Origin of the sequence: Hoeflea sp. YIM 152468 (assembly GCF_029210485.1) — a bacterium.
Taxonomy (GTDB): Bacteria; Pseudomonadota; Alphaproteobacteria; order Rhizobiales; family Rhizobiaceae; genus Hoeflea.
On record NZ_JARGET010000028.1, the window covers coordinates 18627 to 42845 of the forward strand.

Sequence of the window (24219 nt, forward strand, 5' to 3'; positions counted from 1 at the left end):
TGCGGCGCCGAGGAGGACGGGCAGATGATCGATGTCGGATATGGGGCTGCGTTTCTGGCGGGATTGCTGTCATTCTTTTCGCCCTGCGTGCTGCCGATCGTGCCGCCCTATCTGGCCTATCTGGCCGGATTGAGTTTCAGCGAAGTGCAGAACGCCAAGGCCGACGACGTGGCTTCGCGGCGAATTGCGCTTGCGTCGATCGCCTTTGTGCTGGGGTTTGCCACGGTGTTCGTGGCGCTGGGTGCAACCGCAAGCGTGATCGGCCAGTCGCTGGCCCGCTACTTCGATGTTCTGGCCATTGTTGCCGGTATCATGATCCTGCTGATGGGGTTGCATTTTCTCGGCGTGTTCCGCTTCGCGCTGCTGTATCGCGAGGCGCGGGTCAACGTCGCACGCAAGCCGGCGGGTATGGTTGGCGCCTATGTGATGGGACTCGCCTTCGCCTTTGGCTGGACACCCTGTGTCGGACCGATTCTCGCGGCCATCCTGTTCATGGCGGCGGCCAAGGAGAGCGCCGGACAGGGCGCCATGCTGCTTGGCCTGTATGCACTCGGCATCGGCATCCCTTTTGTTGTCGCCGGGTTCTTTGCGAGCCGTTTCATCCGGTTTTCGACCCGAATCAAGAAACATATGGCTGTTATCGAGAAGGCTATGGGCGTACTTCTGGTGATCACCGGCATTCTATTCATGACCGGTCAGATGTCACGGATTGCGCAATGGCTGCTTGAGATGTTTCCCGCTTTTGCTACGATTGGCTAGGAGTCTAAATCATGATCAGACGTGTTTTTCTTGCGTTGACAGCCTTGGCTGCAATGTCGGTGCAATCCTGGTCTGCCGAGATCGGAGAGGATGGTCTGCACAAACAGGACTGGTTTGCGCTCACCTTCCGTGACGTCGCCGAAGACATCGAGGCGGCCAGGGAAGAGGGCAAACGCCTGGTGATGATCTTTGAGCAGCGGGGCTGCATCTATTGCACCAAAATGCATGAGGATCTGCTTTCGGATCCGGAGGTCGCCGAGTTCATCAAGGCCAATTACAAGGTCGTCCAGTACAACATGTTTGGCGACGAGGAAGTGACCGATCTCGACGGCGAGGTGCTGACCGAAAAGACCGCGGCGCGCAAATGGGGCTATGTGTTTACCCCGACGCTGGTGTTTTTGCCGGAGCAAGCGCCTGAAGGCATGACCGTCGCCCAGGCTGCGGTCTCGACAATGCCCGGGGCCTTCGGAAAGGGGACTTTTCTCGATATGTTCAAGTGGGTGTTCGAAAAGGGCTACGAGGGCGACGAGCACTTTCAGAAGTATCATGCGCGCAGCATCAACGAGCGGCGCGCCAAGGGTCAGTCTGGCACGGACTGAAGTGTGATTGCGTATACATGCAAGAAATCATATTTTTGCATTGATTGTGCGGGAAAGTATGAGTATCTTGGAATCGGAGCGGATCCGGGCCGCATGTGCCCGGTCAATCGGAGGAGGGAACGCCAAAATGACAAGGCGAATGAAATTTACACTGGGGGCGATGGCAGCGTTTGCGTTGTCGACTGCGGCGATGGCCAGCGAAGTCGCGCCCGAGGCGGTGGAGTTCACCGATGACGGGGTGGTGGCATCGCTGACCGGAACGGCAGGGGATCCCGTTGCGGGCGCGGAAGCGTTCAAGAACCGCAAAGATGGCAATTGCCTTGCTTGCCATGCCAATTCCGACATGTCGGGCGAGCTGTTTCACGGCGATGTCGGCCCCTCGCTCGATGGTGTTGCCTCCCGCTGGGATGAAGCGCAATTGCGGGCGATCGTGACGAATTCCAAGAAAATCTTCACCGACGAGACCATCATGCCGGGCTTCTATTCGCTGGATGTTGGGGAGCATCTGGCCGAGGCTTTTGTCGGCAAAACCATCCTCACCGCTCAGCAAGTCGAGGATGTCGTGGCCTATCTCGGAACTCTCAAGGACTAATCTGGAGCAAAGGAGCTCGAAACCAATGCAACTGACAAGACGACATGTCTTAGGACTGACGGCGGGAGCCGCCGCATTCGCGGTCGCCGGCGTACAGATCACGCCGGCCTTTGCCTCGGCAGAGGACGCGGAAAAGTTGATCATGGACTTCACCGGCGGCGCCACGGCCGCCGAGGGCAAGATCTCCCTGACTGCGCCGGAAATTGCCGAAAACGGCAACACCGTGCCGGTCTCGGTGAATGTGGATAGCGCCATGGAAGGCGATGATCTGGTCGAATCGGTCATCATCCTGGCGGACGGCAACCCCAATCCGGCGGTCGCCACGTTTCATTTCACTGAAATGAGCGGGGAAGCGCTCGCAACCACTCGCATGCGTCTTGCCAAGACCCAGAACGTCATCGCGGTTGCGAAAATGAAAGACGGCTCTTTCTTCATGGACAAGAAGCAGGTCAAGGTAACCATCGGCGGCTGCGGCGGCTGAGGCAGGACAGGATTAACGAAAATGGCTTCAAAACCACGCATCAAGGTGCCCAAATCGGCTTCCGCCGGTGAGGTCATCACCATCAAGACTCTGATCAGCCACGAAATGGAATCCGGTCAGCGCAAGGACAAGGATGGCAATCCCATTCCGCGTCAGATCATCAACAAGTTCACCTGCACCTTCGATGAGCAGGTGGTGTTTGAATGCGATCTGGATCCGGCGATCTCCGCCAATCCGTATTTCGAGTTCAACGCCAAGGTGCCGGCCAGCGGGACTTTCAAGTTCACCTGGCTTGATGATGACGGATCGGTCTACGAGGCCGAGGCGCCGATCGAAGTCAAATAACTTTGGGAGGGATGCGGTGCAGGGGAGGCTCACGCACCGCACATCCCGGGAGGACGGAGACTGTTATGAAAAGACTTTTAGTAGCGGGAGTCATGGTGGCGAGCGTCTTTGCGGGCTCTGGTCCGGTTTTGGCCGAGCCCGTTGATGACACACTGGAAATCGACGGCATGCCGATCATCACCCGGACAAAGGCGCCCGAAGGGCATCCCTTTGACGAGGTGTTGTCGGGCTGGCTTTTTCGCGAGGCTGAAACCCGTGACGTCGAGCGTGAAACGATCGAAAATCCCGGCATGATTGCTGTCGAGGACGGCGAAACGATGTGGAACACGGTCGAAGGCACGGAAGGCAAGTCCTGCGCCAGCTGCCATAATGATGCAGCGGAAACCATGAAGGGCGTGGGTGCACGATTCCCGAAATGGGATGCGGATTCGAAAAAGCCGATCAACATCGAGCTGCAGATCAACAAATGCCGCACGGAGCAGATGGGGGCGGAAGCGCTTGCCTTCAACAAGGGCGGACAGCAGGAACTGACGGCCTACATCAAGCATCAGTCGCTTGGCATGCCGGTGGAGCTTGATCTGACGGAAGGCGATATGCAGTCGTGGTGGGAAAAGGGCAAGGATGTCTATTACACCCGCACCGGCCAGCTCAATCTGGCCTGCGCCAGCTGTCATGAAACGGCCATGGGCAAGTTCATCCGCGCCGACCATTTGAGCCAGGGGCAAGTCAATGGCTTCCCGACCTACCGGCTCAAGAGCGGCCTGACATCGCTGCATCAGCGCTTCCGCGGCTGTATCCGCGATACGCGCGCCGAGCAGCCCAAGGCGTTTTCGGACGATCTGATGGCGCTTGAGACCTATGTGACATGGCGCGGCACCGGCCTTTCGGTCGAAACGCCGTCGGTGCGCCAGTAGACTCTGAACTTGCCGGAGGCGTGTTTACGGCTCCGGCACCACGGCAATGGGCGGGCGCCATCAACCGGATCCGCAGGCCGCTGTTGCTGCGCACTCGCCGGTCTTGACCTCAAGACGACTTGAAGAGTTGTGCGTTAACGAATTGAAATACTGAGAAAATACGGATTCTGGCAATTGCTGGAGCGGGATCGTTTGTCCGTTTTTCACCCCAAATGGAGAATGGGATGCATACCAGGCGAGATTTTCTGCAATATGCGCTGAATGCCGGTTTTGTGCTGGGTGCGGCCGGATTGGGCGCCAACCCGACACGGGCGCTGGCGCAACAGAAGCTGACGCAGGATGACCTTCTCAAATTCGAGTCCAAGGGGCAGGTCACGCTGCTGCACTTCACCGATTGCCATGCCCAGCTCAAGCCGGTGTTCTTCCGCCCCCCCGACACCAATATCGGCGTCGGCGCCTATGCGGGCGTGCCGCCGCATCTGGTTGCCGAGGAGTTCCTCGATTATTTCAACATCGAGAAGGGCAGCCCCTCTGCCTATGCCCATACCATGGTGGATTATGTCGACCTGGCCCGGACCTACGGCCAGCTTGGCGGACTTGACCGGACCGCGACCCTGGTCAAGGCAATCCGCGCTGAGCGCGGCGAGGACAAGGTCTTGTTCCTCGATGGCGGAGACACCTGGCAGGGGTCCTACACCTCGCTGAAAACCAATGGCATGGACATGGTCGCGTGCATGAAGCTGCTCAAGCCAGACGCCATGACCGGGCATTGGGAATTCACCTTCGGCGAGGACCGGTTTCTGGAGCTGGTCGATGCGATGGGCTATCCATTCCTGGCGTCGAACATATTCGATGCCGAGTGGGACGAGCCGGCCTTCGAGCATACTGCCTATTTCGAGCGCGGTGGCGTCAAGGTGGCCGTCATCGGTCAGGCGATGCCCTATACCCCGATCGCCAATCCCAGCTGGATGTTCCCGAAATGGTCCTTCGGCATCCGTCCCGAGGTGTTGCAGGCCAATGTCGACACGGCACGGGCCGAAGGGGCCGAAATCGTGGTGATGCTGTCGCATAACGGCTTCGATGTTGATCGCAAGATCGCCTCGGTGGTGTCCGGGCTTGATGTGATTGTCACCGGCCACACCCATGACGCCACTCCGGTTGCCCTTGAGGTCGAGGGCACGCTTTTGATGTCGTCGGGCTCACACGGCAAATATCTCGGCCGGATCGATCTCGAGGTCAAGGATGGCAAGGTTGCCGGCTACAGCTCGAACCTGATCCCGATCTTTTCCGATGTGATTGCGCCCGACGCGGAGATGGCCGCAAAGATCGCCGAAGTCCGCGCTCCTTACGAAGACGAGATGCAGCGCATCATCGGCCGGACCGACAGCCTGTTGTACAGACGCGGCAATTTCAACGGCACCTGGGACGATCTGATCTGTCAGGGAATCATGGAAGAGCGCGACACCGAGATCGCCCTGTCACCTGGCTTCCGCTGGGGCACGACGCTGCTTCCGGGATCGGAGATCAGCATTGAAGATCTCTACACCGAGACCTCGATGAGCTATCCCGCGGTGTACCGGCTGGAGTTCACCGGTGCGCAGATCAAGGACATCATGGAAGATGTCTGCGACAATCTGTTCAACAAGGATCCGTTCCTGCAGCAGGGCGGCGACATGGTCCGCGTTGGCGGCTTCACCTACACCTGTACACCGGAAGCCAGCATAGGCCAGCGGATTTCGGACATGCGCCTCAGCGGGAGTGGCGCGCCGCTCGAAGCCGACAAGACCTACACGGTCGGAGGCTGGGCATCGGTCAATGAGGGGGTCGAAGGACCTGCCATCTACGATCTGATGGAAGACTACATCACGAAAAAATCAGTGGTTTCGCTTGATCCGGACGCTGCGGCGGTGCGCGTGGTCCTGTGATCCCACTTTGGCTTGAATGGCCGGGGCCGCGTGGTCTTGGCGATGACGACGGAGACATTGATGCAGATGCTCGACATGCGCCACGGGAGGCTCTCATGGTAGACCGGACTGAACCCAAACCGACACACCCGGCTGCGTCACGGCGCGCCTTTCTCAAGGCTGGTCTGATGGGCGGTGCGGCGGTTGCGGCGAGTGCCGGGGTGGCGCGCGCGGCAGGCGATCCGTTGATCACCGAAATCCAGGACTGGAACCGGTATCTTGGCGACGGCGTCGACGTCTCGCCTTACGGCACGCCTTCGGAGTTCGAAGCCAATGTCGTGCGCCGCAACGTGCCCTGGCTGACGGCCGATCCGGTGTCTTCGATCAACTTCACGCCGCTGCACGAGCTTGACGGTATCATTACGCCCAACGGTTTGTGTTTCGAGCGCCATCATGGCGGCGCTGCGGTGATCGATCCGGCTGATCACCGGTTGATGATCAACGGGCTGGTGGACACGCCGCTGGTGTTCACCATGGAGGATTTGAAGCGGTTCCCACGGGAAAACAGGCTCTACTTCCTCGAATGCGCTGCCAATGGCGGCATGGAATGGAAGGGTTCGCAGCTCAATGGCTGCCAGTTCACCCACGGCATGATCCATTGTGTGGTCTATACCGGGGTGCCGTTGCGCTACCTGCTCGAAGAGGCTGGCGTCAAGACCAATGGCAAGTGGCTGCTGGCCGAAGGTGCGGATGCGTCGGCGATGACACGCTCGATCCCGATGGAAAAGGCACTTGATGACTGTCTGGTGGCGTTCAAGATGAACGGTGAGGCGCTGCGCACCGAACAGGGTTATCCGCTCCGGCTGTGCGTTCCCGGCTGGGAAGGCAATATGTGGGTCAAATGGCTGCGTCGCCTGGAAGTCGGCGACGAGCCGTGGGCGCAGCGCGAGGAAACCTCGAAATACACCGATCTGCTGGCTGACGGAAAGGCCCGGCGGCACACATTCGTGATGGATGTCAAATCGGTGATCACCAGCCCGAGCCCGCAAGCGCCGGTCACCCATGGCAAGGGCCCCTTGGTCATTTCCGGACTGGCCTGGTCAGGCAACGGCACGATCAAGCGGGTCGACGTGACGATTGATGGCGGCCGCACCTGGCAAACGGCGCGGATTGACGGGCCGAGCCTGCCCAAGGCGCTGCACCGGTTCTATCTCGACATCAACTGGGACGGGTCGGAAATGCTGCTGCAGTCCCGCGCCATCGACGATCAGGGCCTGGTCCAGCCGACCAAGAACGCATTGCGCGCGGCCCGTGGCGGCAACTCGATTTATCACAACAATGGCATCCAGACATGGCACGTCAACAACGACGGGGTGGTTGAAAATGTTGAAGTTTCCTAAGTCTGCTGCGTTTGCCGCACTGGCGTTCGCAGTCTTTGCCAGCCCCGCGCTGGCCGACGGCGATGTTGCCGCTGGCGAAAAGGTGTTCAAGAAATGCAGCGCCTGTCACACCGTGGGCGAAGGCGCCAGGCATCGGGTTGGTCCGGAGCTGAATGAGCTGTTTGGCCGCGAGGCAGGTTCCGCGGAAGGATACAAGTACTCCAAAGCCATGATCGAGGCGGGAGACGGCGGTCTGGTTTGGGACGCGGAATCCCTGACCGAATTCCTGACCAAACCAAAGGACATGATCAAAGGCACCAAAATGGCCTTTGCCGGACTTAAAAAGCAGGAAGAACTTGCCAATATTCTGGCCTATCTGAAAACCTTCTCGGCAGCACAGGCGGCGGAAGCCGGGTCGGTGGTTGAGGAGCAGCCGGTGGAGACGGCTGCGGCGGAAACAGTCGAACCCGCGGCAGAGCCCGAGACAATGGTGGTGGAGGCCAGCAAGGGCGCGTTCGGGCTCGGCCGCGTGGCAATGCCGGCCGAGATCGTAGCCTGGGACATCGATATTCGCCCTGACGGGACCGGACTGCCGGAGGGCAAGGGCACCGTGGCTGAAGGCGATCCGATCTATGCCGAGAATTGTGCTGTCTGCCATGGTGATTTCGGCGAAGGCGCCGGACGCTGGCCAGTGCTGGCAGGTGGTCAGGGCACGTTGCTCAAGGACCGGCCGGTCAAGACCATCGGCTCCTACTGGCCTTACCTGTCGACGGTTTTCGATTATGTCCGCCGCGCCATGCCGTTTGGCGATGCCCGGTCACTGTCGGATGATGACGTCTATGCGCTGACCGCTTATCTGTTGTATCTTAACGACATTGTTGACGACGAGACGTTCGAGCTTTCCAAGCAAAACTTTACCTCGGTACGGTTGCCGAATGAAGGCAATTTCATCCCCGACGACCGGTTGAGCGAGCCGCATTATGCCAAGGGGCTGGAGCCCTGCATGTCGGAGTGCAAGCCGGGGCCGGTCAAGATCACGGCCCGGGCGCAGATCATCGATGTGACGCCGGACGTTGAAGGCGATGATGCAAATGCCGGAGGGGGTATCGACTGACTGTCGAGTGCCTGATGGCGCTCTTGAGGAGAGATGAAATGACAGATAGCCGCAGGTACCAGGCAAGCATCTTGATGGTGTGGTGCCGGGTGCCTGCCATTGTTTTTGCAGTGTTATCCTTGCTCTTGGGCTCTGCCCACTCGGATGACCTGTTCAAACCATGTGCGGCCTGCCACGAGATCGGAGCGGGGGCGAAGCACAAGGTCGGACCGCATCTGGACGGCCTTTTCGGTCGCACAGCAGGTAGCCTCGATGGTTTCCGCTATTCCGACAGCATGCGGGCAGCGGGTGAATCCGGGCTGGTGTGGAGCGCGGATACTCTCAGCCAATATATCGAGAAACCGCGTGACTTCATCAAGGGCAACCGGATGTCGTTTCGCGGCATGGCCGATGCCGGAGAACGCCGGGCGCTGATCATTTGGCTTGCTAGCGCCACGCAGCAGGCGCCTGCGGCAGATCCTGTACCCGGCGACCGGCAGACCCCGGGACCGGATCAGGAATTTGCCGACATTGTGCTGAAGATTGACGGAGACCCCGAATATGGCGAGTATCTGTCCGGCGAATGCGTTACCTGCCACCAGATGACCGGCCACGCTGACGGGATTCCGTCGATAGTCGGTTTGCCGAAGGAGTATTTCGTCCGGTCGCTGTTCGAATACAAGACCAATGTGCGGTCCAACGAGGTCATGAAGCTGCGGGTGGAACATCTCGGCAATGAGGAGATCGCAGCGTTGGCGGCCTATTTCAGTTCGCTTGATCCGCAATGAATCATAAAACTGTCAATCGGGAGGATACCATGACTGGATTGACCAGACGCCAATTAGGACTTTTCACCGGGGCCAGTGCGTTGGCTCTGACGCTTCCGACTTATCTGCGGGCACAGGGCAAGCCGCGCGTGGTGGTGATTGGCGGCGGTGCCGGCGGCGCCACTGCGGCGCGCTACATCGCCAAGGATTCCGACGGCGCCATTGATGTCACGCTGATCGAGAATTCGGATGTCTACACCACCTGCTTTTATTCCAATCTCTATGTCGGTGGGTTCCGGACATTTGAATCCATCACCCACAGTTATGACGGGCTGCAATCGAATTACGGCATCACCAAGGTGACCGGGATGGCGGTCAGTGTCGATCGTGATGCCAAGACGGTGACGATGGCGGACGGGGCTTCCATTGCCTATGACCGTCTGGTGGTTGCGCCCGGCATCGATCTGATCTGGGATTCGGTGGAAGGCTATTCGGAAGAGTTGTCCGAGGCCGCCCCGCATGCCTGGCAGGCCGGGCCTCAGACCCAGATTCTCAAGGCCAGGCTGGATGAGATCGAGAACGGTCAGCAGATCCTGATCGTGGCGCCACCCAATCCCTACCGCTGTCCGCCAGGCCCTTACGAGCGGGCGTCGATGATGGCCCATGCCCTCAAGACCAAAGGTCTGACCGACTCCAAGGTGATCATTCTCGATCCGAAGGACAAATTTTCCAAGCAGGGCGTGTTTCAGGAAGGCTGGGAGAAGCACTATCCGGGCATGATCGAATGGTACGGCCCGGATGTGCACGGCGGCATCGGTGCGGTTGATGTCGGTGCCGGAGTGGTCGAGACCGATCTGGACACCTTCAAGGGGGCCTTGCTCAATATCATTCCGGCGCAGAAGGCAGGCGGGATCGCGGTCTCGGCCGGATTGACCGATGACAGCGGCTATTGCCCGATCGATGCTGCGAGCATGCGCTCGACCCTTGATGACGCGGTCTTTGTTATCGGGGATGCCTCCATCGCCGGAGACATGCCGAAATCGGCATTCTCCGCCAACAGCCAGGCCAAGGTGGCGGCGATGGCCATTCGCAGCGATCTGACCGGCTCCAAGCTGTTTCCGGCCCGATACGCCAACACCTGCTGGTCACTGATCGACACCGACGACAGCATCAAGGTGGGCGCGCAGTATGAGCCCGGCGAGGGCAAAATTGCCTCGACGCACGGCTTTGTCAGCCAGATGGACGAAGCGGATGCGGTGCGCAAGACGAATTACGAGGAGTCAGCGGGCTGGTATGCCGGCATCACTGCTGACATGTTCGGCTAGGCGAAGCGGGGACGGTGGGAGGCCGGAAGCCGGTGCGCAAGCCCGCTTCCGGCGTTCAGCCCGTACCAAAGCTGGCGCGGAAGACGGGCCGCGCCTGCACATGACCGGGCCATTGCCATGGACCGGGTCGCGCTGGTATCTCGGTGCAAGCATAACGCGTCTGGAGCCAGCTTGATGGCCGACTTTTCGATCCCGTTCCCGTTTCTGGCGCGGCCTCTGGCCGGAGCGTTGCTGCTGGCAAGCCTGCTGATGCCTGTGGCAGCGCAAGCCGATGATGTGCTGGTGTTTGCTGCCGCCAGTCTCAAAACCGCGCTGGATCAGGTTGCGACGGAATGGGGCGGGCGGACCGGCAGGTCCGTGACCGTTTCCTACGCCGGCAGCTCCAGCCTGGCGCGGCAGATCGAACAGGGCGCGCCAGCCGATCTTTTCATCTCCGCATCGGTCGACTGGATGGACTATCTCCAATCGGCCGAACTGATCCGCCCGGAAACCCGCATTGACCTGCTCGGCAACAGCCTGGTGCTGATCGCGCATGGCCGCGACGCAGGCAGGATCGACCTGGAGGCGGGAGCCGATCTCGCCGGTTTGCTCGGGGATCAACGGCTGGCCATGGCGCTGGTCGAGTCCGTGCCAGCCGGAATCTACGGCAAGGCGGCACTGACCAGTCTGGGGCAGTGGGACGCCGTGAAGGAAAAGGTCGCCCAGACCGACAATGTGCGTGCAGCGCTGGCTCTGGTGTCGTCGGGCGAGGCGCCGTTCGGCATTGTCTATGCGAGTGATGCGGTGGCTGAAGACACGGTCAGCGTGATCGCGGTGTTTGCCCAAACCAGCCATGTGCCGATCATCTACCCGGCTGCGTTGACCGCCTCTTCGTCCGCACCGGACGCGCTCCTGTTTCTCGAGGCGCTGAGCGGGCCGGCGGCGGCGGATATGTTCAGGGCGCAAGGCTTCAGGCCGTTGAACGGGCAGGGCGATGGCTGACTGGCTCACGCCTGATCAATGGAGCGCGGTTCTCCTGTCATTGAAGGTTTCGTTCTGGGCGACCGTGCTGAGCCTGCCAGCCGGTGTCGCCGTGGCCTACGCTCTGGCGCGCCATGAGTTCTGGGGCAAGCAGGCGCTTAACGGGCTGGTGCATCTGCCGTTGATTCTGCCGCCGGTGGTGACCGGGTATCTGCTGCTGCTGACATTCGGACGCCGTGGAGCAATTGGCGGCTTCCTGGAAGAGAGCTTTGGGCTGGTGTTTGCGTTTCGCTGGACCGGGGCCGCACTGGCGGCGGCGGTGATGGCATTTCCGCTGATGGTGCGCGCCATACGCCTCGCCATCGAGGCGGTCGATCCGAAACTGGAACAGGCGGCAGCGACACTGGGCGCATCGCCGCTCTGGATATTTGCCACCGTCACCTTGCCGCTGATTCTGCCGGGCGTCATAGCCGGAGCGATTTTGGCCTTTGCGAAGGCGATGGGAGAATTTGGCGCCACCATCACATTCGTCTCCAACATTCCGGGTCAGACGCAAACACTGCCGTCGGCGGTGTACAGTTTTCTGCAGGTGCCGGGCGGTGATGGACAGGCGCTGCAACTGGTGCTGATCGCGGTCGCGATCGCGCTGTTGGCGCTGTTCCTGTCGGAATGGCTCGGCCGTGCCGTGGCGCGAAGGATAGCGGGATCATGAGTTTCTCGGTCCGGCTGCTGCACAGGTTCGGAAATTTTGTGCTGGATGTGGATTTCACCGCTCCGGCAGGCGTAACCGCGCTGTTCGGCCGCTCCGGTTCCGGCAAGACCTCGGTGGTCAACGCCATTGCCGGGTTGTTCAAGCCTGAAGCCGGCCAGATCTCGGTCGGGGGCCGGGTTCTCTATGATTCCGAGCGCGGCGCCTCGATTCCGGTGCACCAGCGGCGGCTTGGCTATGTGTTTCAGGAGGGACGGCTGTTTCCCCATCTCAGCGTCCAGCAAAATCTTGGCTACGGCCGCTGGTTTGCACCAGGCGGAGCCGCAACCAGAGCGGAGTTTGAGCGTGTTGTGGCGATGCTGGGGATCGAGGGCCTGCTCGAGCGGCGGCCCGGCAGCCTGTCCGGCGGGGAAAAACAGCGGGTGGCGATCGGCCGGGCGCTGCTGGCCAGCCCGCAATTGCTGCTGATGGACGAACCGCTGGCGGCGCTTGATGAGGAGCGCAAGGCCGAAATCCTGCCCTATCTCGAGCGGCTGTGCGAGCACAGCGAGATCCCGATCGTCTATGTCAGCCATTCGATGGCCGAGGTGGCGCGGCTGGCAACGACGCTGGTGCTGATGGAGGACGGAATCGTGACCCGGTCAGGGCCGGCATCGGAGGTGCTTTCCGATCCGGAAAGCGTGCCTGCGCTGGGGATCAGAACCGCTGGAGCCAGTCTTCGCGCCACCGTCGCGGCGCAGGAAGAGGACGGGCTGACACGGCTTGAAACGACAGCGGGTCCGCTGTTTCTGCCGCGGGTTGAAGCTCCTGTCGGGGCGCTGGTCAGTATCCGTATTTTGGCCCATGACGTGATCCTGTCGCGGACCCGGCCAGAGGGGCTGTCAGCGCTCAACATCCTTGCAACCACGGTCACGGCGGTGCGACTCGGTGACGGGCCGGGCGCGATTGTTCAGCTCCGCGCCGGTGAAGACCTGTTGCTGGCGCGGATTACCCGCCGCTCGGCGATGGCACTGGAGCTCACGCCGGGAGCCGACTGCTTTGCCATCCTGAAGACCGTGTCGGTTGCACAGCAAAATGTCGGCAGAACCGGGTGAGGCGCGGCCGTGTCTCTCCGGCCCCGGAAACCGGGTTCGGGTTTCATGTCTGTTCATCCGGTTCGCAGAGAATTTTGACAAGTTCCACCCAGTGCCTCCGGGCCAGGATGTCCTCACTTGCCGTCATCCAGTAGCCCGCGTCCGGCGTCAATGATTTGTCCGACAGACGCACCAGGCTGCCGCTGGCCAGATCCTGGCTGGAGAGCGGCATCGAACCCAGAATTACGCCAAGCCCAGCCTTTGCGGCGGCGTGGGCCGAGACGTAACTGTCAAACCGGTAGTTGGGGACAGCGGTAACGGCATCGCCGGATTGGACAGTCCATTCCTGCCAGCCGGGGCGCGGACCGGACACCGCGATGCGGGGCAGTTTCCACCAGGGCGTCCCTGCCTCCAAGAGCGCCGGAGCAGCCAGGGGAACGAGAGCCTCCCGGTAAAGCCGGGTGGCCAGTCCCTCGGGGCGGGGATGCCGTATATAGCGGATTTCGAGGGTTGCATTGGCCTTGGCGAAGTCCGGTTCGATGGTCATGGTGGTCAGCGATATCTGGAACCTGGGCCTGTTCTCCAGGGCTGCGAGGCGGGGAATGATCCACATCTGTGCAACCGATGCGCTTGCCGACAGGGTGATCCGGTCGGGTGCCTTGCCGAACAATTCGTCGGCGCTGCGGTTGAGCGCCAGCAGGGCCTGGGTGACATAGGGCAGCCAGGCTTCTCCATCCACGGTCAGGATGACGCCGCGCGGCTGCCGGGAAAACAGGCTGACGCCGACAAGCTGCTCGAGGTTTTTGATGCGCTGGCTTACCGCCGCCTGGGTCAAGCCGATTTCGGCGGCCGCAGCGGTGAAGCTGCCGGTGCGGCCGGCTGCCTCGAAGACACGCACCCATTCCAGCGGAAGCTGGCCAATCTTGCCAAGAGACATAATCAAAACCGTGTCTAACTGTTGGAAATGCTAAATTGTGATTATGTCAAAGATCGCGATAACTGTCATCAACGCCAAGGCTACAGGGATGAAATACAATGTATGCAGTAGAACTGAGTGATGACGGACAGATTGTCACCCTGATTTCGGAGGCAGGCGCGCGGACCCGGTTTCACGCCATCTGGCTGCGCGACAATGCCTGGGACGCCGAAACCCGATCGGCCGGAAACGGCCAGCGGTTGATCGCGCTCCGCGACATCCCGGTTGACCTGAAGGTCGAAAACGCGCGGCTTGAGGGCGCGGCCCTGCGCCTGCATTTCCAACCCGAAGCCAAGAGCATCGAGTATGATCTTGGATGGCTGATGGCGCACAGTTACGACAGCGGCGCAGAACCGGCAGCCGGCTGGTTGAGCCCCGACATCACGCCATGGGACAGCGGCCTGATGACCGGGATTCCGCTCGTCGATTTCAATAAGGCACAGGCTGACGGCGAGGCCCTGCGCGACTGGCTGGTTCAGATGCGCACATACGGATTTGGCAAGATGGCTGGCGGACCGGTGGAACCGGAAGCGCTGTTGAAGGTTGCGGCGCTGTTCGGGTATGTCAGGGAAACCAATTACGGCAAATATTTCGAGGTGCGAACCGAGGTCAATCCGACCAATCTTGCCTATACAGGATTGGGATTGCAGGCCCACACCGACAATCCCTACCGGGATCCGGTGCCCACCGTGCAGATCCTTTATTGTCTTGAGAACTCTGCTGAGGGCGGCGAGAACATGGTGGTCGACGGCTTTGCCGCCGCCTTGCGCCTGAAGGCGGAAAATCCGGCCTGGTTCGAGGTTCTCTCAAGCCATTGCGCCCGGTTCGAATATGCCGGTGAAAAGGGCGTCTGCCTGCGCGCGCGGCGTCCGATGATCGAACTTTCCGCCGATGGCGAGTTGATCGGCGTGCGCTTCAACAACCGCTCGACGGCTGCGATCACCGATGTGCCGTTCGACCAGATGGAGACCTATTATGCCGCCTATCGCCGGTTTGGCGAAATCATCGACGATCCTGCCATGGAAGTGACCTTCAAGCTGACGCCGGGCGAATGCTTCCTGGTGGACAACACCCGGGTTTTGCATGCCCGCAAGGGCTATTCCGGCGCCGGATCGCGATGGTTGCAGGGATGCTACGCCGACAAGGATGGCCTGTTGTCGACGCTGGCGTCGCTGGAAACGCAAACCCTGGAGGCGGCGGAATGAGCGATACCGGTTCCCAAACCTTGTCTCCAGAGACAATCGTGGATTTCCTGGCCGGAATTTTCGACCGCCGTGGCGGCGAGGAGTATCTCGGAGAGCCGGTGACCATGGCCGAACACATGCTGCAAGGCGCGCATTTCGCCGAGCAGGCAGGCGAGGCAGAGATCATCGTTGTGGCGGCGCTGTTGCACGATATCGGCCATTTCACCTCGGAGTTCGGCACGTTTTCGATGGACGATGTCGAGGACAGGCATCACGAGGAAGCGGGCGCGCGCGTACTGGAGCAATTCTTCCCGACACTGGTCACCGATTGTGTGCGCTACCACGTCGCCGCCAAGCGGTATCTGTGTGCGACCGATCCCGCCTATCTGGGCAAGCTGTCCGCGGCATCAGTCCACTCGCTCAATCTGCAGGGCGGTCCGATGAGCGCCGATGAAGTGGTGGAATTCGAGAAAAATGGCAATTGCGAAGAGATCGTCCGCGTGCGGTTGTATGACGATGCGGGCAAGCAGGCGGACCTGACCACACAGCCGTTTTCCTACTATGCGCCAATGGTGCAGCGGATTGTCGACGCCCATTGCGGGGGGACAGCCTAAAGCGCGTCGCATCAAACCGGTTCCGGGTGACGCGCTTTAGGCACTTTGTTTATGCATGTCGTTGTCGCAAAACCGCTGCACACTTTTGCGCGACATGCATTAGCGGTCCGGGTAATGGCCCTGAGGCAAGCGGATAACTCCGATGCGGGCATAGTCACGATAGATCGGCGAGAGTGTCAGTTCGGCCTGATGCGCGGCTGACAAGGCTGTCATGGCTGGTCCGAGGTTTTCGCGCGGGGTGACATGAAAGCGTGCAAGCCAGGCTTTCAAACTCTTGCCAAACCAGCCCGGCAACCGGTCCTGCTGACCGAAATCCACGACATGCAGTTCGCCGCCAGGCTTCACCGCCAGGACGGCCTGATGAAGAGCGGCTTCCCAGCCCGGTATCATCGACAGGCTGTAGGAGAGAAACACCCGGTCGAATCCGGATATGCCGAAAAGCGTTGCCGCATCGAAAGCTGTGGCATCCCCCCGGGCAAGGCTGATGCGGTCACCGGTGCCGGTTCTTGACACCATGGCGCCGGCCGATTTGAGCATTTCAGCCGAGATGTCGAGGCCGCAGAGTCTGGCATCCGGATAGCGTTTTGCCGTCAGAATCAGGTTGCGGGCCGTGCCGCAACCTATTTCCAGCACAGTGCCATTTGGTGGTGGCTTGAGGGCGGCAATCAGCTCGTTGCGGCCGAGCAGATAATAGCGCCGGGTCAGATCATAAAGGTAGCGTTGGCGGCGATAGATGTCGTCCATCACAGAGCCATTGGCGGAAGCGGTGCTCACGCGGTGGCCTCACGTTTGACGTGCAGATGAAAGCCGCCATAGATCGCAGACCGGTCTTTGGCGCCCAACTCAAGGCTTTCCTCAGAGCGGTAGTCCCATTGGTCAAGGATGCCGTCAGGAACGTGGCCGGGCAATGGAGAGCCTGCGGCGGCAGTGCGGTAGATGACGCGCGCGCCGGGGCGCGCGGTGCGGGTGATCTCGGCCCAGAGTTCGCAGAGCTGGCTGTCAGTCATCCAGTCCTGGGCATCCAGCAGCACGAAGGCGTCCACGGAAGCAGCGGGCCGGGAGGCGAGGAGCACGGTAATGCTCTCATTGACGATGTTCACGCGGCTCGCATTGCGGCGGATCGCCTGGAAATTGCGGGCTTCGAGATAGGGCGGCAGACTGGCAGTTTCGCCTGCCTGGTAACCGCGCCCAAAAGCCTGCCAGGCAAAGTAATTGTCCTTCAACGGAAAACCGCACGCCAGCCGTTCGGTTCGCGCTTTCAGCGCCCCGGCCATGCCATCCGGCCCATCGCCGGCCAAAGCTGCGTATTGCGCCGGCGGTATGCCAAGCCCGAACAGCGAGGCGCGCAGCGATGTCAGCGCCTTGAAGCTGCGGCTGTCGAACACAGGCGCCATGCGGGTGTGAAAGAACTCTCGTTGTTTCTCGATGCTGTCCATGCGCAGCAAGTCGCGCGGGTCAACACCATAGACCTTTCCGATGATATGGGCGGCCGAGATGAACCGGCCGAGCAGTCCGGTGGTGTAGAATCCGCGGCTAAAGCGGCTGATACGACGACGGCCATTGGCTTGCCGCCCGTCCCAATAGGCGCGTGTCTTTGAATCAAGGTGCGGGCGAATGTGGCGCTCATAGAGCGCAATGTTGGATTTCAGATTGGCGTGGCGAAACAGGTTGGAAAATGAAGTGTGGTCGGGCAGATGTGTGGCTGCGGCCAGTTTGAGCTTGCCCAGCGCCACATGCGCCGGCGACAGGTCAACGGCAATGATCTCGGCCGGATCGGCGCTCAGATAGGACAGAACGTTGCAGGAGCCCGAGGCGATGGTGACCAGCGTATCCGTGGGTCTGAGCGCCAGGGCTTCCATGTCGACCAGCGGATCCTCCCAGATCTGCGGGTAAACCAGACCGCGGAAAGCCGTCGAGAACGCTCGCTCCAGCAAGCCGGTCGAGGAGAGCGCGGTGCCGCGCACGACAGCGCCGTCAATGCGGGCGCCGATCGCTGTGGTGTCAATCATGCTCATTCGGAGTGCTCCGGTGGGAAGGGGACGGCGATCATGCCGCTTCGCCGTGTACGGTGGTGACTTGTTTGCGGGATTTTTCCCTGGTGACCGATCCGGCCTTGGCCGAAATCCGTCGCGACCAGTCGATGATCTCCATCCGGCCATCAAAATGCTCGACGACAGCGGTGCAACTCTCGACCCAATCACCGGTGTTGATGTAGTGGATGCCGCCGCGCATCTCGTTGGCGGCGTGATGGATATGGCCGCAAATGACGCCGTCGGCGTCATGCTTGCGGGCTTCATTGGCCAGCACGTCCTCGAAATCGGAGATGAAATTGACGGCGCCCTTGACCTTGAGCTTGGCCCAGCGCGAGAACGACCAGTAGCGAAGGCCGAGCAGTCTGCGGCTGCGATTGTGCCATTTGTTGGTCCACATCGCCAGGCCATAGGCAATGTCGCCGAGATGCGCGAGCCAGCGGTGGTTCATCACCACCATGTCGAACTCGTCACCGTGGATGACCAGCAGGCGCTTGCCGTCGGCGGTCTCGAAGAGGTCGCGCTGGCGCACCTCGATGCCACCGAAATGTACCCCCTGATAGTCGCGCAGCAACTCGTCATGATTGCCCGGCACATAAATGATGCGGGTGCCTTTGCGGGCCTTGCGCAGCAGCTTCTGGACCACATCATTGTGCGATTGCGGCCAGTAGAAGCCTTTGCGCTTCATGCGCCAGCAATCGACAATATCGCCGACGAGATAGATCGTCGGTGCATCATGCTCTCGCAGAAAGTCGATGAGGATATCGGCCTGACAATCAGGTGTGCCGAGGTGGATGTCTGAAAGGAATATCGTCCGGTATTTTTTGGTCACGGGCCCCGCCTGAACCTTGAACAATTGTCTTGCTGGCAGGCTTAGACCCGATTCAGTTTTCAGTTTTGTGACGGTCGCCGTGACAGGCAAGACTGTTCGTCGTTGAGGTCAACTCGACACAGAATCTCGCGCCTGGCGCACCTGGTGTCGATCGCGCCGGTCAGATAAACGAATGGGCATCCTCTGCTGGCGTGGCTGGCTTGCACCGCATAGGTTGCAGCTGTACCGCAAACCATGCCGGTATTTGTCACGCAATCGTTGTATCCATCGGCTTCGATTGCCCGCTTGGAAACGGCCGCCGTTTTGCAAAACGTCGACTATAAGCTGCTGCTGGCCCTGAATATGGGCTAGAACAAGGAAACGAATCCCCGCGCCTGTGCGGGTTGCTGATTGGGAAGGGACAGGTGTGGTCCGGTATGCCTTGTATTTTTCACCCGGTCCGGGGGACGCACTTGCTGAACTTGGTGCCAGTTGGATTGGACGAGATGCGGAAAGCGGCAAGCCGGTCGAACATCCGAACCTCGAAGAGCTTGGTGCAAGCGAACTTGCCTCGCTCACGGGTCCGGCGCGCCGCTACGGGTTCCATGCGACACTGAAGGCGCCATTCCGGCTGGCCCAAGGCGTGTCAGAAGCGGATCTCACGGCTGCCGTCACAACGTTCGCGGCTGCTGCCCCAGCGTTCGAAATCCCGTCGCTGAGTGTGGGCAGGCTTGAGGGCTTTGTGGCGCTGGTGCCGGAACACCCGGCGCCGGAACTGGCCACTTTTGCGCAATCGGTCGTTGAAGCCTTCGAGCCGCTGCGGGCCGCACTGTCGGAGCAGGACATGGCGCGGCGCAATCCGGAGGCGCTGTCGCCATCGCAGCTGCGCAATCTGATGCGCTGGGGCTATCCTTATGTTTCAGACGATTTTCGCTTCCATATGACCCTGAGCACGCGCCTCATCGAGCCGGATCTGTCGCGGGTCGCCGCCGCTGCCAGCCGGCATTTCGCGCCGGTGTTGTCGAGACCGATCCCGGTGTCGGCATTGACCGTGTTTGTGGAACCCGAACCTGGCGCGGCATTTGAAATCCACAGCCGCATACCGCTGGCGCCCGGCCAGCAGAGAGAGTTTGCCTGAATGACAAGCGAGACTGTTTTCACCAATGCCCGGCTGGTGCTGGAAGACCGGGTGATGTCGGGAAGCCTTGTGGTGAGGGATGGAATCATAGCCGGCATCGATGAAGGCAATACATCCCGCGGCATCGACATGGATGGGGACTACATCATCCCTGGCCTGGTGGAATTGCACACCGATCACCTCGAAATGCATTATTCACCGCGCCCGGGCGTGCGCTGGAACGCCATATCCGCGATCCAGTCGCATGACGCGCAGATTGCCGCATCCGGCATCACCACAGTGTTTGACTGCCTGCGGCTTGGCTCGGACGCTGACGACGGTTTCAAGATTGGCGAGATGCGCGCAGTCTCAGACGCCCTGGCTGAAGCAAGGGCGCAGGACCGGCTGCGCGCCGATCATTATGTTCACCTGCGCTGCGAGGTGTCGGCGTCCGATGTGCTTGATCATTTCGCCGATTTCCAGGCCGACAGCCAGGTCCGGATTGTCTCGCTGATGGATCATGCACCGGGACAGCGCCAGTTCCAGTCGATGGAGCAGTACACACTCTATTTCAAGATCAAACGCGGTTTGACGGACGACGCGTTCGCCGGTTTTGTCGCCCGTCGGCAGGCGGCTTCGGCACGGTATTCCGACGTCCATCGCAAGGCGCTTGCCGAGGCTTGCGCGGACCGCGGCATCACGGTTGCCAGCCATGATGATGCGACGCTCGACCATGTCGCCGAGGCAATCGATCTTGGCGTCAAGCTGGCGGAGTTTCCGACCAGTATCGCAGCGGCGAAAGCGTCGCACAGGGCAGGAATGAGCGTGATGATGGGTGCTCCCAACGTCGTGCGGGGCGGATCGCATTCGGGCAATATCGCCGCCACCGATCTTGCCCGCGCAGGCGTTCTGGATGTGCTGTCTTCGGACTACGTGCCGCTCAGCCTGATCCATGCGCCCTTCGTGCTGGCGGACGAGATCGAAGATCTGGATCTGGCGGCGGCTTTCCGGCTTGTCACCGCAACACCGGCCAAGACGGTCGGACTTGATGATCGCGGCAGTCTGGTGACGGGCAAGCGGGCCGATCTGGTGCGGGTGCGCCGCGACAGTGGCGTTCCGGTGGTCCGGTCCGTCTGGCGGCAAGGCGAGCGGGTGGCATGATGCCGGTGGCAGGTGATCTGGCGAATACGGCTGCGGCGGGACGGGGCCGGCTTGTGGTGGTGCTGGGTCCCAGCGGCGCGGGCAAGGATACGTTGATGGAGTTCGCGCGGCGCGCCTTCGCCGGGTCGGACGATATTGTGTTCGTGCGGCGGGCGATCACCCGCGCTGCGGATGCGGGAAACGAAGACCACGTTGCCATGACGGAGGTTGAATTTGATGCAGCCGTTGAAGACAGCCGGTTCTGCCTGACCTGGTCGGCAAATGGTTTGCGGTATGGTCTGCCGCGCACCCTTCAAACACATCTGGCCGCGGGCAAAATCGGCGTGGTCAATGGTTCGCGCGGCGCCTGGAGCGTCATCAAGACAGTCTTTCCCAGTGCGGTGGCCGTGGAAATTGCGGTCGATCCGATCATTCTTGCGCAACGGCTTCGTTCCAGGGGGCGGGAATCTGCGGCCGAGATCGCCGAACGAATAAAGCGGGCTGAAGGGCTCAAATCAGCAATTGACGCCGACATGGTCATTGACAATTCGGGGGCGGTGGCAACAGCGGGCGGGCAACTGGTCGACTATATGAGACGGGCAATAGCCGCCAACCGATCCAGTTGATGGGTCGGCCGGAATGTCTCTGTCAGCATCCGATGCGGTCATTGCCCGGCTCCCGACCCTTCGCTTTTTGATTGGCGCGGAGCTGATCTCCCCCGCACCACCATTTGCGGTTCGCGAGTCCCGGATGTCTGGCAGGGATGACAACAGCTTTGGTGTAAAACGTCGGACTTGAGCTGACGGACAGCTCGGCGAACGGTGCCGGGAACGGGTTGCCGGCTGTCCGAGATGTCGGAAGCCCTGACAATTGGGTGGAATCTTAACCCTGCATATCGCAACCATGGATGATCGCAAATGTTCGCTATCCACTTTAAAAAGGGAGACGATCTTATGAAAATGAAGCATTTTGCATCGGTTCTGCTTGCTTCCAGCGCGCTCGCTTTCGCGCCCGTGTCAGCTACGGCTGAAGCCGCACATGTTGCGCAGGTCAAGCACTTCATCAGCACCAGTGTTGAAGGCTGGTTGAACGATCCGATCGTCATTGATGCGATCAAGGAGCAGAATACAAGGACAAGCGGCCTCGACGACGCCGCAATCGACAAGATGGACAAGCATTGGCGGGCTCAGGCGACAGCTTCCAACCAGCCTTTCGTAGAGGAAGTTCTGGCTCGCGACCTGTCGAAGTTTCTGATGGACAAGAAAGACGCCAGCCAGGGCATGATCACAGAAATGTTCGTGATGGATGCCCGGGGACTCAATGTCGGTCAGAGCGATGTCACGTCGGATTATTGGCAGGGAGATGAAGCCAAATGGCAACAGACCTTCAGCGTCGGTTCCGGCGTGATTTTCGTCGATGGCGTCGAAAAGGATGAATCCAGCCAGGCGCTGCAGTCGCAGGCCAGCATCACCATCTCCGATCCGGCAACCGGCGAGCCCATCGGCGCGATCACCATCGGGATCAATCTCGATCAACTTTAAGGTGGCCGCCGCTCAATCGCCTTGGTTTGAGCGTCAAAGCGGAGGACTGAAATCAGTGCTGGTTACGCCGCGCTCGGCCGAATGTGCGGTGCTTTCTGGCCTGACAACTGAGAATGTCAGTCTTCAGGCTTTCCGGACCCGCGGTGTTCACTACACCAGCGCCAGCACAGGAACAGATTGCGTTTGCGGTCTTGTCATGATCGAAATGCGGGGGGCTGTTATGGGACGGCAGCATCTTCGGTTTAACCAGACGGCAATTGTCACAGGAAGCGTTGATGAAGCTGGTTCATATTTCCGACATTCATATCCACCCGGATCCGATCCTTGGTCTCGATCCGATTGCAAACTTCCGCGCCTGTCTGGCCTATGTCGAGGCGCATGACCATGATGCCGACAAGGTGGTCATCACCGGCGACCTGACCCATTTCGGGCGCGAAGAGAGCTACCGCGAACTTGCCGGCATTCTTGCGGCCAGCACACTCAAGGACAAGCTCGCGCCGCGTTTGATGATCGGCAATCACGACCACCGCGAAACCTTCGTCCGCCTGTTTCCCGCTACCAGCCGTGACAGCAATGGCTTCATCCAGTGGACGGAACAGACCTCGGCAGGCGTGTTTGTCTACATGGATACGGTGGATCAGGGCCGGCACAGTGGGCTTTATTGTGAAAAGCGCATGGTCTGGCTCACCCAGGTGCTGGATCAAGTGCGCGCTGCCGGGCAAAAGGCCTATCTGTTCATGCATCACAATCCGGTGCGGGTGCACGTCGCCAACGCCGACGTCATTGGCATCCTCAATGAAAAAGAGCTGCAGGGGCTGCTGATGCAGTATCGCGATACCATCGCACACATGTTTTTTGGCCATTGCCACTACTCGCTGAGCGGCGCGGTCTGCGGCATTCCCTATTCGGCGCCGCGGTCGACCAATCATGCCTGCTGGCCGGATTTCTCCGGACAGATCAACCGGATGGGATATGGCGCGTTGGCGCCGAACTACAATCTGTGCTTTGTCGGTCCCGACAGCATGGTTGTGCACTCGATCGATTTCCTTGACGCCAACAAGGTCAAATGGAAGATCGAGGATGGCTTTGATCTGCACTAACGCCAGAAGGCCGGGTGAGGGCTGATAGCAAATGCGTCAGCGCTCCGGCGGGAACTCCACCGGGCCGCCCTGGGCCTGCCAGGTGGAAAACCCTTCCTTCAGGTGGGCCGCCTCAAACCCCATATCGTTGAGCGTGGCTGTCGTCAGCGCCGAGCGCCAGCCGGAGGCGCAGTGGAAGACGAATTTCTTGTCCTGACCAAACACCTCCTTGAAATAGGGGCTCTGCGGATCAACCCAGAATTCCACCATGCCGCGCGGGCAATGGAAACTGCCGGGAATAAAGCCGGAGCGCTGGCGCTCGCGCACATCGCGCAAATCGACAAGGACCACATTGGGATCATCGACCATGGCGATGGCGGCTGCAGTTTCGATTTCTTCGATGCGGGCGCGCGCGGCGGCAACGAGATCTGCGACGGGGGTGATTGTCCGGGCCATGGGGTTTCCTGTTTCTGCAGTGATCGGGTGCATGGGCATGATTGACCGATCTGGCGACCTGGTTCAACACCCGCGCCGGCCGCCGCGGAGACCGGTGTCACACCAGCAGCTATAATAACGGGTTCTGCATGTCGAGCCTATCGGGCACTGGGGCTGCAAATCAGAGGCGTCGCGCAATTGAGATACCAGGGTCATCCCGACATCCTCGCTGTCCGAGCTTGACGTCACCGCCGGTTAAGACCCGGGCGGTTGCGTGGATCTGCCGTGCTTGCCGTGCCGCACCCCGCCGTCATTGGCATCGACAACTGGTAAAAATTGTGGTCCCGTTCCGGAAACGCCGCCCGGCTCTTGCGAGGTGGCGATGGAATGCA

Annotated in this window: 26 protein-coding genes; 21 read left to right on the forward strand and 5 right to left on the reverse strand. The window is 60.5% G+C overall.

All coding sequences use genetic code 11. From position 1 onward, the window contains the following. Positions 1 to 24 precede the first annotated feature (24 nt). From PZ897_RS14695 to modC, 14 genes are all read left to right on the forward strand, one after another. Complete coding sequence (locus PZ897_RS14695) at positions 25 to 759, forward strand: cytochrome c biogenesis protein CcdA (protein ID WP_275753255.1); 735 nt, start codon at positions 25 to 27, stop codon at positions 757 to 759. A gap of 11 nt (positions 760 to 770) precedes the next feature. Then, the gene (locus tag PZ897_RS14700) at positions 771 to 1358 is read left to right on the forward strand and encodes a thioredoxin family protein (RefSeq protein WP_275753256.1); all 588 of its coding nucleotides are present in this window, start codon (positions 771 to 773) and stop codon (positions 1356 to 1358) included. Between the two features lie 139 nt (positions 1359 to 1497). Continuing rightward, complete coding sequence (gene soxX / locus PZ897_RS14705) at positions 1498 to 1950, forward strand: sulfur oxidation c-type cytochrome SoxX (protein WP_275753257.1); 453 nt, start codon at positions 1498 to 1500, stop codon at positions 1948 to 1950. Positions 1951 to 1975: 25 nt separating this feature from the next. Further along, a complete protein-coding gene (gene soxY, locus PZ897_RS14710; RefSeq protein WP_275753258.1) occupies positions 1976 to 2431 on the forward strand; it encodes a thiosulfate oxidation carrier protein SoxY in 456 nt (151 codons plus the stop codon). A 21-nt stretch (positions 2432 to 2452) separates the two neighbouring features. After that, positions 2453 to 2776 (forward strand): thiosulfate oxidation carrier complex protein SoxZ, encoded by a 324-nt coding sequence (gene soxZ, locus PZ897_RS14715; RefSeq protein ID WP_275753259.1) that lies wholly within the window; start codon positions 2453 to 2455, stop codon positions 2774 to 2776. A 92-nt stretch (positions 2777 to 2868) separates the two neighbouring features. Then, positions 2869 to 3690, forward strand: coding sequence for a sulfur oxidation c-type cytochrome SoxA (soxA, locus tag PZ897_RS14720; RefSeq protein WP_275753353.1), 822 nt, complete (start codon positions 2869 to 2871; stop codon positions 3688 to 3690). A gap of 224 nt (positions 3691 to 3914) precedes the next feature. After that, entirely contained in the window at positions 3915 to 5615 is a 1701-nt protein-coding gene (gene soxB / locus PZ897_RS14725; RefSeq protein ID WP_275753260.1) for a thiosulfohydrolase SoxB, read from the forward strand. 95 nt (positions 5616 to 5710) lie between these two features. Next, a complete protein-coding gene (gene soxC, locus PZ897_RS14730) occupies positions 5711 to 6994 on the forward strand; it encodes a sulfite dehydrogenase (protein ID WP_275753261.1) in 1284 nt (427 codons plus the stop codon). Beyond that, positions 6978 to 8087: a c-type cytochrome gene (locus tag PZ897_RS14735; RefSeq protein WP_275753262.1), complete on the forward strand. Its 1110-nt coding sequence runs from the start codon at positions 6978 to 6980 to the stop codon at positions 8085 to 8087. The genes soxC and PZ897_RS14735 overlap by 17 nt, the downstream gene beginning before the upstream one ends. Positions 8088 to 8125: 38 nt before the next feature. Continuing rightward, positions 8126 to 8854 carry a c-type cytochrome gene (locus tag PZ897_RS14740; RefSeq protein WP_275753263.1) on the forward strand — a complete coding sequence of 243 codons (729 nt, stop codon included), beginning with the start codon at positions 8126 to 8128 and terminating at the stop codon, positions 8852 to 8854. 29 nt (positions 8855 to 8883) lie between these two features. After that, a complete protein-coding gene (locus tag PZ897_RS14745) occupies positions 8884 to 10158 on the forward strand; it encodes an NAD(P)/FAD-dependent oxidoreductase (RefSeq protein ID WP_275753264.1) in 1275 nt (424 codons plus the stop codon). Positions 10159 to 10332: 174 nt separating this feature from the next. Continuing rightward, complete coding sequence (modA, locus tag PZ897_RS14750; protein WP_275753265.1) at positions 10333 to 11139, forward strand: molybdate ABC transporter substrate-binding protein; 807 nt, start codon at positions 10333 to 10335, stop codon at positions 11137 to 11139. Continuing rightward, positions 11132 to 11830, forward strand: a complete 699-nt coding sequence (modB, locus tag PZ897_RS14755; RefSeq protein WP_275753266.1) for a molybdate ABC transporter permease subunit — start codon at positions 11132 to 11134, stop codon at positions 11828 to 11830. The genes modA and modB overlap by 8 nt, the downstream gene beginning before the upstream one ends. Continuing rightward, the gene (gene modC, locus PZ897_RS14760) at positions 11827 to 12921 is read left to right on the forward strand and encodes a molybdenum ABC transporter ATP-binding protein (RefSeq protein WP_275753267.1); all 1095 of its coding nucleotides are present in this window, start codon (positions 11827 to 11829) and stop codon (positions 12919 to 12921) included. The genes modB and modC overlap by 4 nt, the downstream gene beginning before the upstream one ends. 43 nt (positions 12922 to 12964) lie before the next feature. Here modC and PZ897_RS14765 read toward each other — a convergent pair whose 3' ends face one another. Then, entirely contained in the window at positions 12965 to 13837 is an 873-nt protein-coding gene (locus PZ897_RS14765; protein WP_275753354.1) for a LysR family transcriptional regulator, read from the reverse strand. 98 nt (positions 13838 to 13935) lie between these two features. On the opposite strand from PZ897_RS14765, the gene PZ897_RS14770 reads away from it, so the two are divergent. Together PZ897_RS14770 and PZ897_RS14775 are read left to right on the forward strand one after the other, a co-directional pair. Continuing rightward, positions 13936 to 15081, forward strand: a complete 1146-nt coding sequence (locus tag PZ897_RS14770; RefSeq protein WP_275753268.1) for a TauD/TfdA family dioxygenase — start codon at positions 13936 to 13938, stop codon at positions 15079 to 15081. Then, positions 15078 to 15674, forward strand: a complete 597-nt coding sequence (locus PZ897_RS14775; RefSeq protein ID WP_275753269.1) for an HD domain-containing protein — start codon at positions 15078 to 15080, stop codon at positions 15672 to 15674. Before PZ897_RS14770 ends, PZ897_RS14775 begins: the two co-directional genes overlap by 4 nt. 99 nt (positions 15675 to 15773) lie before the next feature. Here PZ897_RS14775 and PZ897_RS14780 read toward each other — a convergent pair whose 3' ends face one another. Genes PZ897_RS14780 through PZ897_RS14790 form a run of 3 tightly spaced genes read right to left on the reverse strand, consistent with a single transcriptional unit; the run spans position 15774 to position 18536 of the window. Further along, a complete protein-coding gene (locus PZ897_RS14780; protein WP_275753270.1) occupies positions 15774 to 16448 on the reverse strand; it encodes a methyltransferase domain-containing protein in 675 nt (224 codons plus the stop codon). Then, on the reverse strand, positions 16445 to 17689 hold the full coding sequence (locus PZ897_RS14785) for a DUF3419 family protein (protein ID WP_275753271.1): 1245 nt from the start codon (positions 17687 to 17689) through the stop codon (positions 16445 to 16447). Before PZ897_RS14785 ends, PZ897_RS14780 begins: the two co-directional genes overlap by 4 nt. Before the next feature lie 31 nt (positions 17690 to 17720). Then, complete coding sequence (locus tag PZ897_RS14790) at positions 17721 to 18536, reverse strand: UDP-2,3-diacylglucosamine diphosphatase (protein ID WP_275753272.1); 816 nt, start codon at positions 18534 to 18536, stop codon at positions 17721 to 17723. A gap of 406 nt (positions 18537 to 18942) precedes the next feature. Here PZ897_RS14790 and PZ897_RS14795 point away from each other — a divergent pair, with 406 nt between their 5' ends. The 5 genes from PZ897_RS14795 to PZ897_RS14815 all read left to right on the forward strand — a co-directional run bounded on the left by PZ897_RS14795 (position 18943) and on the right by PZ897_RS14815 (position 23413). Next, entirely contained in the window at positions 18943 to 19653 is a 711-nt protein-coding gene (locus PZ897_RS14795) for a DUF1045 domain-containing protein (protein WP_343217464.1), read from the forward strand. After that, positions 19654 to 20793, forward strand: coding sequence for an alpha-D-ribose 1-methylphosphonate 5-triphosphate diphosphatase (locus PZ897_RS14800; protein WP_275753274.1), 1140 nt, complete (start codon positions 19654 to 19656; stop codon positions 20791 to 20793). Then, a complete protein-coding gene (gene phnN / locus PZ897_RS14805; protein WP_275753275.1) occupies positions 20790 to 21398 on the forward strand; it encodes a phosphonate metabolism protein/1,5-bisphosphokinase (PRPP-forming) PhnN in 609 nt (202 codons plus the stop codon). Before PZ897_RS14800 ends, phnN begins: the two co-directional genes overlap by 4 nt. A gap of 327 nt (positions 21399 to 21725) precedes the next feature. Further along, positions 21726 to 22313 (forward strand): hypothetical protein, encoded by a 588-nt coding sequence (locus tag PZ897_RS14810; RefSeq protein ID WP_275753276.1) that lies wholly within the window; start codon positions 21726 to 21728, stop codon positions 22311 to 22313. 275 nt (positions 22314 to 22588) lie between these two features. After that, entirely contained in the window at positions 22589 to 23413 is an 825-nt protein-coding gene (locus tag PZ897_RS14815) for a metallophosphoesterase (RefSeq protein ID WP_275753277.1), read from the forward strand. Between the two features lie 36 nt (positions 23414 to 23449). On the opposite strand, the gene PZ897_RS14820 is transcribed toward PZ897_RS14815, so the two are convergent. Further along, a complete protein-coding gene (locus tag PZ897_RS14820) occupies positions 23450 to 23848 on the reverse strand; it encodes a rhodanese-like domain-containing protein (RefSeq protein ID WP_275753278.1) in 399 nt (132 codons plus the stop codon). Between the last annotated feature and the right edge of the window lie 371 nt (positions 23849 to 24219).

Excerpts from the sequence above, each read along its gene's own strand:
- PZ897_RS14695 (WP_275753255.1), top strand. The coding sequence starts at position 25 with ATGATCGATGTCGGATATGGGGCTGCGTTTCTGGCGGGATTGCTGTCA.
- PZ897_RS14735 (WP_275753262.1), top strand. The coding sequence starts at position 6,978 with ATGTTGAAGTTTCCTAAGTCTGCTGCGTTTGCCGCACTGGCGTTCGCA.
- PZ897_RS14815 (WP_275753277.1), top strand. The coding sequence starts at position 22,589 with ATGAAGCTGGTTCATATTTCCGACATTCATATCCACCCGGATCCGATC.
- PZ897_RS14770 (WP_275753268.1), top strand. The coding sequence starts at position 13,936 with ATGTATGCAGTAGAACTGAGTGATGACGGACAGATTGTCACCCTGATT.
- PZ897_RS14745 (WP_275753264.1), top strand. The coding sequence starts at position 8,884 with ATGACTGGATTGACCAGACGCCAATTAGGACTTTTCACCGGGGCCAGT.
- soxX (WP_275753257.1), top strand. The coding sequence starts at position 1,498 with ATGAAATTTACACTGGGGGCGATGGCAGCGTTTGCGTTGTCGACTGCG.
- PZ897_RS14775 (WP_275753269.1), top strand. The coding sequence starts at position 15,078 with ATGAGCGATACCGGTTCCCAAACCTTGTCTCCAGAGACAATCGTGGAT.
- PZ897_RS14820 (WP_275753278.1), bottom strand. The coding sequence starts at position 23,848 with ATGGCCCGGACAATCACCCCCGTCGCAGATCTCGTTGCCGCCGCGCGC.
- soxC (WP_275753261.1), top strand. The coding sequence starts at position 5,711 with ATGGTAGACCGGACTGAACCCAAACCGACACACCCGGCTGCGTCACGG.
- modC (WP_275753267.1), top strand. The coding sequence starts at position 11,827 with ATGAGTTTCTCGGTCCGGCTGCTGCACAGGTTCGGAAATTTTGTGCTG.
- phnN (WP_275753275.1), top strand. The coding sequence starts at position 20,790 with ATGATGCCGGTGGCAGGTGATCTGGCGAATACGGCTGCGGCGGGACGG.
- modB (WP_275753266.1), top strand. The coding sequence starts at position 11,132 with ATGGCTGACTGGCTCACGCCTGATCAATGGAGCGCGGTTCTCCTGTCA.
- soxZ (WP_275753259.1), top strand. The coding sequence starts at position 2,453 with ATGGCTTCAAAACCACGCATCAAGGTGCCCAAATCGGCTTCCGCCGGT.
- PZ897_RS14810 (WP_275753276.1), top strand. The coding sequence starts at position 21,726 with ATGAAAATGAAGCATTTTGCATCGGTTCTGCTTGCTTCCAGCGCGCTC.
- PZ897_RS14765 (WP_275753354.1), bottom strand. The coding sequence starts at position 13,837 with ATGTCTCTTGGCAAGATTGGCCAGCTTCCGCTGGAATGGGTGCGTGTC.
- soxB (WP_275753260.1), top strand. The coding sequence starts at position 3,915 with ATGCATACCAGGCGAGATTTTCTGCAATATGCGCTGAATGCCGGTTTT.
- PZ897_RS14700 (WP_275753256.1), top strand. The coding sequence starts at position 771 with ATGATCAGACGTGTTTTTCTTGCGTTGACAGCCTTGGCTGCAATGTCG.
- modA (WP_275753265.1), top strand. The coding sequence starts at position 10,333 with ATGGCCGACTTTTCGATCCCGTTCCCGTTTCTGGCGCGGCCTCTGGCC.
- soxA (WP_275753353.1), top strand. The coding sequence starts at position 2,869 with ATGGTGGCGAGCGTCTTTGCGGGCTCTGGTCCGGTTTTGGCCGAGCCC.
- soxY (WP_275753258.1), top strand. The coding sequence starts at position 1,976 with ATGCAACTGACAAGACGACATGTCTTAGGACTGACGGCGGGAGCCGCC.
- PZ897_RS14800 (WP_275753274.1), top strand. The coding sequence starts at position 19,654 with ATGACAAGCGAGACTGTTTTCACCAATGCCCGGCTGGTGCTGGAAGAC.
- PZ897_RS14785 (WP_275753271.1), bottom strand. The coding sequence starts at position 17,689 with ATGAGCATGATTGACACCACAGCGATCGGCGCCCGCATTGACGGCGCT.
- PZ897_RS14740 (WP_275753263.1), top strand. The coding sequence starts at position 8,126 with ATGACAGATAGCCGCAGGTACCAGGCAAGCATCTTGATGGTGTGGTGC.